Origin of the sequence: Kocuria rosea (genome assembly GCF_023715525.1) — a bacterium.
Taxonomy (GTDB): Bacteria; Actinomycetota; Actinomycetes; order Actinomycetales; family Micrococcaceae; genus Kocuria; species Kocuria rosea_A.
Map to the genome: position 1 here is coordinate 23,894 of NZ_JAMBOG010000032.1, position 6,210 is coordinate 30,103.

General features: G+C 73.4%; 5 protein-coding genes and 1 pseudogene. 1 reads left to right on the plus strand and 5 read right to left on the minus strand.

The annotated features are described in order from the left end of the window. Positions 1 to 4: 4 nt before the first annotated feature. Positions 5 to 607 carry a TetR/AcrR family transcriptional regulator gene (locus tag M3185_RS15875; RefSeq protein WP_251334645.1) on the minus strand — a complete coding sequence of 201 codons (603 nt, stop codon included), beginning with the start codon at positions 605 to 607 and terminating at the stop codon, positions 5 to 7. Positions 608 to 663: 56 nt separating this feature from the next. On the opposite strand from M3185_RS15875, the gene M3185_RS15880 reads away from it, so the two are divergent. Beyond that, positions 664 to 1,851 (plus strand): MFS transporter, encoded by a 1,188-nt coding sequence (locus M3185_RS15880; protein WP_251334646.1) that lies wholly within the window; start codon positions 664 to 666, stop codon positions 1,849 to 1,851. Positions 1,852 to 1,914: 63 nt separating this feature from the next. Here the strand turns inward: M3185_RS15880 and M3185_RS15885 are convergent, their stop codons facing one another. The 4 genes and pseudogenes from M3185_RS15885 to M3185_RS15900 all read right to left on the minus strand — a co-directional run. Then, positions 1,915 to 3,423 (minus strand): MFS transporter, encoded by a 1,509-nt coding sequence (locus M3185_RS15885; protein WP_251334647.1) that lies wholly within the window; start codon positions 3,421 to 3,423, stop codon positions 1,915 to 1,917. A gap of 474 nt (positions 3,424 to 3,897) precedes the next feature. Further along, positions 3,898 to 4,998, minus strand: coding sequence for an alanine racemase (locus M3185_RS15890; RefSeq protein ID WP_251334648.1), 1,101 nt, complete (start codon positions 4,996 to 4,998; stop codon positions 3,898 to 3,900). 382 nt (positions 4,999 to 5,380) lie between these two features. Then, entirely contained in the window at positions 5,381 to 5,899 is a 519-nt protein-coding gene (locus tag M3185_RS15895) for a hypothetical protein (RefSeq protein WP_251334649.1), read from the minus strand. Between the two features lie 69 nt (positions 5,900 to 5,968). Continuing rightward, positions 5,969 to 6,210 (minus strand): annotated as a pseudogene (locus M3185_RS15900) (response regulator receiver protein); the annotation flags it as partial.

Genomic DNA, 6,210 nt, shown 5'->3' on the forward strand with positions numbered 1-6,210 from the left:
TGTCCTAGGAGGGGGCTGCGACCGTCGCATCGGCACAGGGCGCGAGGACCGACCGTGCCGTGCTGCGGGCACAGGTGATCGGGTCGGCGGGTGCGCCGCGCAGGATGCTGCTGAGCACCCCGTTGTAGAGCAGCAGCAAGGCCGAGGCCACAGCGGCCGGATCCTGACACCGGGCCTCGCGAGCCAGTTCCGCAAGCCGCTCGGTGACCAGCTGGGTGTCCTGCTGGATCAGCTCGAACACCGGGTCGCTGCTTCCATCCACCGGGGCGGGGCGTTCGGAGGCGGTGGCGAGGAAGCAGCACCACTGGGTGGGGCCGGCCGAGGCCCGGAAGCTCTCGATGGCGTCGAAGACGGCCAACAGGCGGTCCTGCGGGGAGTCGGCGGCGGCGACGGCAGCATCCCAGTGGTGGGTCCATGCGCGGAGCCGACGGGCGAGCACTTCGCGCAGCAGGTTGTCCTTGGAGCCGAAGTGCTTGTACAGCGTCACGACCGCCACCCCGGCCGCCGAGGCGACCCGGTCCACCCCCGTGACGGTGATGCCCTCGCGGAAGAAGAGGCTCTCGGCGGCGTCGAGGATGCGCTCCCGGGTGTGCTGCGGATTGGCCATGCGAGTAGCATAACGCTCGTTACAGTAGAACGACCGTTATGCCGGAGGGGCGCCCGATGACAGCACCTACCGTGGAGACGCCCCGCAGGACCGGCCTGGGGACGGCGCTGGCCGGGATGCTGCTGATCGCCGCCACCTACGGCCTGGCCCGTTTCGGGGTGGGCCTGTTCGCTCCGTACCTGGCGGCGGAACGCCCGGAACTGGCCGCAGCCCTGGGCTGGGCGGCCGCCGCCCAGTTCACCTCCTACTGCCTGGCCGCCGTGGTCGCCGCCCGCCTGGTCGGCCGCAGCCCCCGAACAGGGCTGCTGCTGGCCGGAGCCACCGCGACGACGGGGTGCCTGGGGGTGGCCGTGACCTCGGACCCGGTGGTGTTCGTCGTCGCGGTCTTCGTCGGCGGCATGGCCGGCGGCTTCGCCTCTCCCGCCCTCGTGGCGATCATCGACGCGGTGGTGGCACCTGAGGCCACGGCCACCGCCCAGTCCGTGGCCAACGCGGGAACAGCCGTGGGCGTCATCGGAGCCGGCCTGCTGGCTCTCGCCGCTCCCTCGATCGGCCCGGCGTGGATGTTCATGGCGCTGATGTGTGCGGTGGCCACGGCGGCGGCGTGGTGTCCCGCGCGGGCCCGCACCGGCCCGGCCGCCCCCCGGACCTCCGCGTCAGGGCCGCCCCCGGTCCTGCCCCGCGGGGCGTGGCGATCCCTGCTCCTCCCGGGCACTGCGGCGGTGATCGTCGGCGCCGGTTCGTCCCTGACCTGGACGTTCGGGCCGTTGCTGGTCACCGGCTCGGGCGCCGTGGCCCCGGAGCGGGTCGGATGGCTGTGGATCGCCTTGGGCCTGGGCGGCTTTCTCGGCACCCTTGCCGGGGGCCTGGTCGAGCGCACCGGGCAACGAGGCGGGTGGTGCACCTGCGCCGGGGTCTTGGCCCTGGCCGGCGCCGGAGTCGCACTGGCCGTCGCCACCGGCAGCTCCTGGGCGGCCTACACCAGCATGGCCGTCTTCGGGGCCGGGTACATGGGCCTGACCGCGGTGCTCATCCTGTGGGCGCGGCGTGCCTGGCCGGACCATGCAGGAGGAGGCACCTCGATCCTGTTCATCGCCCTGGCCACCGGGCAAGCACTGGGTTCCGTGGGTTTCGGAACGGCTCAAGGGCTTCGCAGCCCGGTCCTCCTGGCAGCGCTGGCCGCAGGCTTGTGCGCTGCGGGAGGCCTGGCGGTCCTGAGGCGAGAGCGGCGGCTGTCCCGCTGACGAGCCCACCGGCGGGCAGGCCACGGCCCGCGCGACGGCCACGGCGGGATCCGGCGTCCCGGCTCACCCCGAGGACGAGGGAACGGTGACGCCCTTCGCCGCGTCCTCCGCAGCCACCCGCGCATACGATGCCGAGACCCGTCGGTAGACCGGGGTCAGGAAGGCCAGCAGCGCGGCCGCGATCATGACGATCCCCGCCACCAGGAACACCAGGGCGATGCCGCGGGAGGTGCCCTCCCCCAGCAGCGGGGCCAGCTGGGCGGCGCCCTCCGCGGAGCGTGCGTACGGGATGATCCAGAACTGGGCGATCGGCGCGATGAGGAACGCGGTGACCGGCGCCGCCGCGGACTCGAACGCCATGGCGAAGCCGAACACACGGCCCTGCCGCTGCAGCGGCACCACCCGCTGGATGACCGTCTGTTCGGCGGCCTCCACGAACGGCACCAGGGTCAGGTACAGCCAGATGCCGGCGATGTACAGCCATGCCCACTCCCGCAGCGTGAACACCGCACCGAGGACCCCCATCAGGACCACCGCGATGAGCATGGTGCGCAGCGGGTTGGACCCGAGCCCGAACTTGCCGATCAGCGCCCCGCCCACGATGAATCCGGTGGCGCCGAGCGCGAAGCAGGTCCCCCACAGCTCCACGGGGAACAGCTCCAGGCCGTAGGGATCCATCAAGGCCATGTAGACGCCACCGACGAAGTTGTTGAACGTGGAGAACAGGATCAGCGCGAACAGGCCCGGAATGGCCCGCACCGCGGCGAGGGAGCCGCGCAGGTCGAACCCGCCGTGCGCGTCCGTGGCGGCCGGCCGCACCTCCTCCGGCATGCGCAGGGTGAGCAGGTGCGCGAAGGCCAGTGCCGTGAGCACCACGGCGAGGGCGATCGTCCAGCCCATGCCCAGCCACCCGACCGACAGCCCGGAGAGCACCGAGGTGACGATGAACATCACTCCCTGCACCATGCCGACCTGACCGTTGGCGTTGGCCCGCCGATCCGGCTCGATGAGGATGGTGACCGTGGTGGACAGGGCGATGTTGCGCATGTTCTCCACCACCGCACCGGTCAGGATGACCAGGGAGAAGACCCAGAACCACGGGCGGGCCAGGTCCAGCAGCCAGGCGGTGGGCGTCAGCAGGAACATGGCCCCGGACAGCGCGAACATCACCAGGGTGAAGCCGGCGGCGAAACGCATCACCGCCAGCTTGCGGTAGCGGTCCACGAAGGTGCCGAAGCTGATGCTGGAGAGGGCGATGAGCAGCATGTACGCGCCGCCGATCACTCCGGTGGCGATCACGTTGCGGGTCTGCAGGTACACCCAGAACGTCAGGGCGAACCACAGGTAGCTGGTCGTGATGTTGGCGAGCGCCGTGTTCACCAGGATCCCGGCGAAGGTGCGGGACCGCTGCGCCGGAGTGCGCAGGGACGTGTCGACGGCCTCGCGGTCGACCAGCCCTGCAGGCTCGCCGCCGTCGACCGGCGCGGATGGGACGGCCGCGTCCGCGCGGAGCCCCCCGCTGCCGTCGGGTACCGCAACGGCCCGGGGCAGGTCCGGTTCCTGCTCGTTCATGCGGCCCAGTGTAGTGACGGGCACGGACACGGTTGCCGCCCGCCGGCCGGCACCGGATGCCGGTCCGGGCAGGTGCTTCGCCCACGACGAGCACCTGCCCGGACGGCAGGGTGTCGGCAGCTCCCGGAGGCGCCGGCCGAGGGTGGACGGGGAGAGCCCCGGGTGCTGCGCCGTACGGGTGCCCCGCTCGCTGGGGTCCACGCGCCGTGGGGTCGGGCGACCATGACGGTGGAGGCCATCGAACCGGTGGGGATGCGGCCAGCAGGACGGGCCGTGAGCCCCTGCTCCCCCGCTGGGCCATGAGCACCGCGAGAGCCGTTCCCGGCTCCAGGACGGAGTCCGCAACGTCGAACCGGCACGGGGTGGACGCCCCCTCGATCGGGCTTCCACCGGCCGAGGGGGCAGAACCCCATGACCTGGTGCAGGGGGGTTGCCCCGTCCGGCCGGCGTCCGGGCGCCCAGAACGGAGGGGGGCTACTGGTTCCGGCCGCGGGCAGCGACGCTCCAGCGGTCCGCGACCTCGCCCCCGCTGACCACCGTGACGGTGTCGACGAGGTTCACGGCCGCGCACACGTGGTTGGGGATCACCCGCAGCCTCTGCCCGAGGGCGGGCAGTGCGCTCCCGTCGGGCCAGACGACGGTGGCGTGGTGCTCGGACAGGGCGGTGACGCGCGCCTCGGGATGATCCAGGAGCCGCCCGAACCCGGTCGCCCAGGCCGGCCGGTCCCCGCCGAGGATCTTGCTGCCCGAGTCCAGGAGGACCCGGCGCGGGGCGAGCTCGTCCCCTTCGTGGCGGCTGACGACCGTCGCGGCGATGGTCAGGGCGATGTCCTCCGGGGCGCACCGGGCGAGTTCGAGCTGCTGGGCGTCGCCGAAGACGTAGACCCCCGGCCGGACTTCCGTGGCCGCGGTCGCCTCGGTGAGGGTCGCGGTGGGAGTCGATCCGCCGCTGACGCGCGTGACCTCGAACCCCGCGGCCTTCAGCAGCCCGGAGGCCTCCTGCAGGGCGTCGTGCTCCTGCTGGGCGGCCTCGACGGGCATCCCCGGGGCGTAGCTGTGGCCGGGGAAGGTGAAGACTCCGGTGACGCGCAGTCCGGCGCGCGTGGCGGCCCGGGCCACGTCCACGGCACGGGCAGGGCTGACGCCGCTGCGGTGGTGGCCGCTGTCGATCTCGACCAGGACCTGGAGCCGCTCGGCAGCGTCTCCGAGGCCGGCGGCCATGGTCTCGGCTGCTTCCGCCGAATCGGTCCCGACCGTGATCCGGGCCGCGGCGCTGAGGCGGCGCAGGCGCTGCGCCTGGCGTGGGCCGACCCACAGCGGATAGGCGATGAAGACGTCGTCGGCCCCGTGCCCGACGAAGACCTCGGCCTCCCCGATGGTCGCCACGGTGAGCCCGGCGGCTCCCGCCGCCAGCTGCAGCGTGGCGATCTCGGGGATCTTGTGGGTCTTCGCGTGCGGCCGCAGCTGCAGGCCCTTGGCCTGCACGGCGGTGGCCATCCGTCGGATGTTCCGCTCGAGCACGTCCCGGTCGATCAGGATCTCCGGGGTGTCGATGTCCTCCGGCACTGTCCTCATGGGCTTCCTTTCCTGTGGTGCTGCGCTTCGTGGTGGTCGTCGTGTCCCCGGGGCCATTCGGCCGTCGCAGCCCTCCCGGCCGGGATCGACGCCGACGGCGCCTCCGGCTCTCCCGCCGGACACCTGCGCGGCCAGGGCCTGCGCACCCACGGACGGGGAAGTCGCCCGCCCAGTCTCCTACAACCGGCCTCTTCATCACCACGGACGGTGGTCCGACCTCCACCCGGAACGCGCTCGCGCTCCTCCCGCCTCGCTCGTGTTGCGGCAGCAGGGGTGCTCTCGGCGGAGCCGGGAGCCGCTGAAGGCCGGGCGCCGTCGGCCCGGGGCTGTGCCGGTGGCCCGGCGTTCGGTCCTCGAGCCCAGCGGGGGCGAGCGAGCATGCTCAGCTCGTCGCCCGGGGACGGGAGGGGAAGACGGCCGAGACGTCCCCCGTCACCGCGGCCGGCATCTGCCGGCCGTCCAGGGGCACCTCGTAGGCGAGCTCCCGAGAGCCGCTGGTGACCCGGATGCGCGCCACCAGCCCTTCCCTGCGCACTCCCGCCGGCCGCAGGTGCGAGCCGGCATGGGAGAGGTGCGGGGGACAGGAGTCCAGGTGGTCCAGCAGTTCACGCCGCAGCTGCTCCGGCGTCGGCGCCTCCGGACAGGTCGGCGGCTCTCCCACGGCAGGCAGGGCGAGTGGCCCGGCGGCCCCCGACAGCAGCAGCGCGGTCCGGGCGCGTCCGGCGCTGAAGGAGTTCGTCACCGCCCGCCCGGCCACGCACTGCACCCGGGCCGCCTCGTCGGCCATGGTGGCACCGGTGATGAGGCCGTGGGACCGGGCACGCTCCGCCACGGACGGCGCACGGAGAAGTGTCCCGCCGGCGGGGAGGACGTCCATCAGCACCCCGGATGTTCCGCACACCTCGAGAAGGCTCGGCCGATCGCAGCATGCACCGCAACGGCACACCGACCGGTGGACACGCCCTCGGCCTCAGGTGGTGGGGGTGAGGGTGCGTCCCAGGAAGGCGCGCAGCACCCCGGCCGCCTCCCGGCGGGCGCGCGGGTCCGGGGCCCCGGGAAGGGCCTGGCTCGCCGGCAGCAGCCCGTGGTGGTGGCCGTGGAGCACCAGCAGGGCCGCCACGGCCTGCGCCAGCTCGTCACCGGTCGCCGCGGTGGCCTCCAGGACCCGCTGGTGGGCCGCGCGCAGCACCGGCCCCGGGCAACACCCCAGGT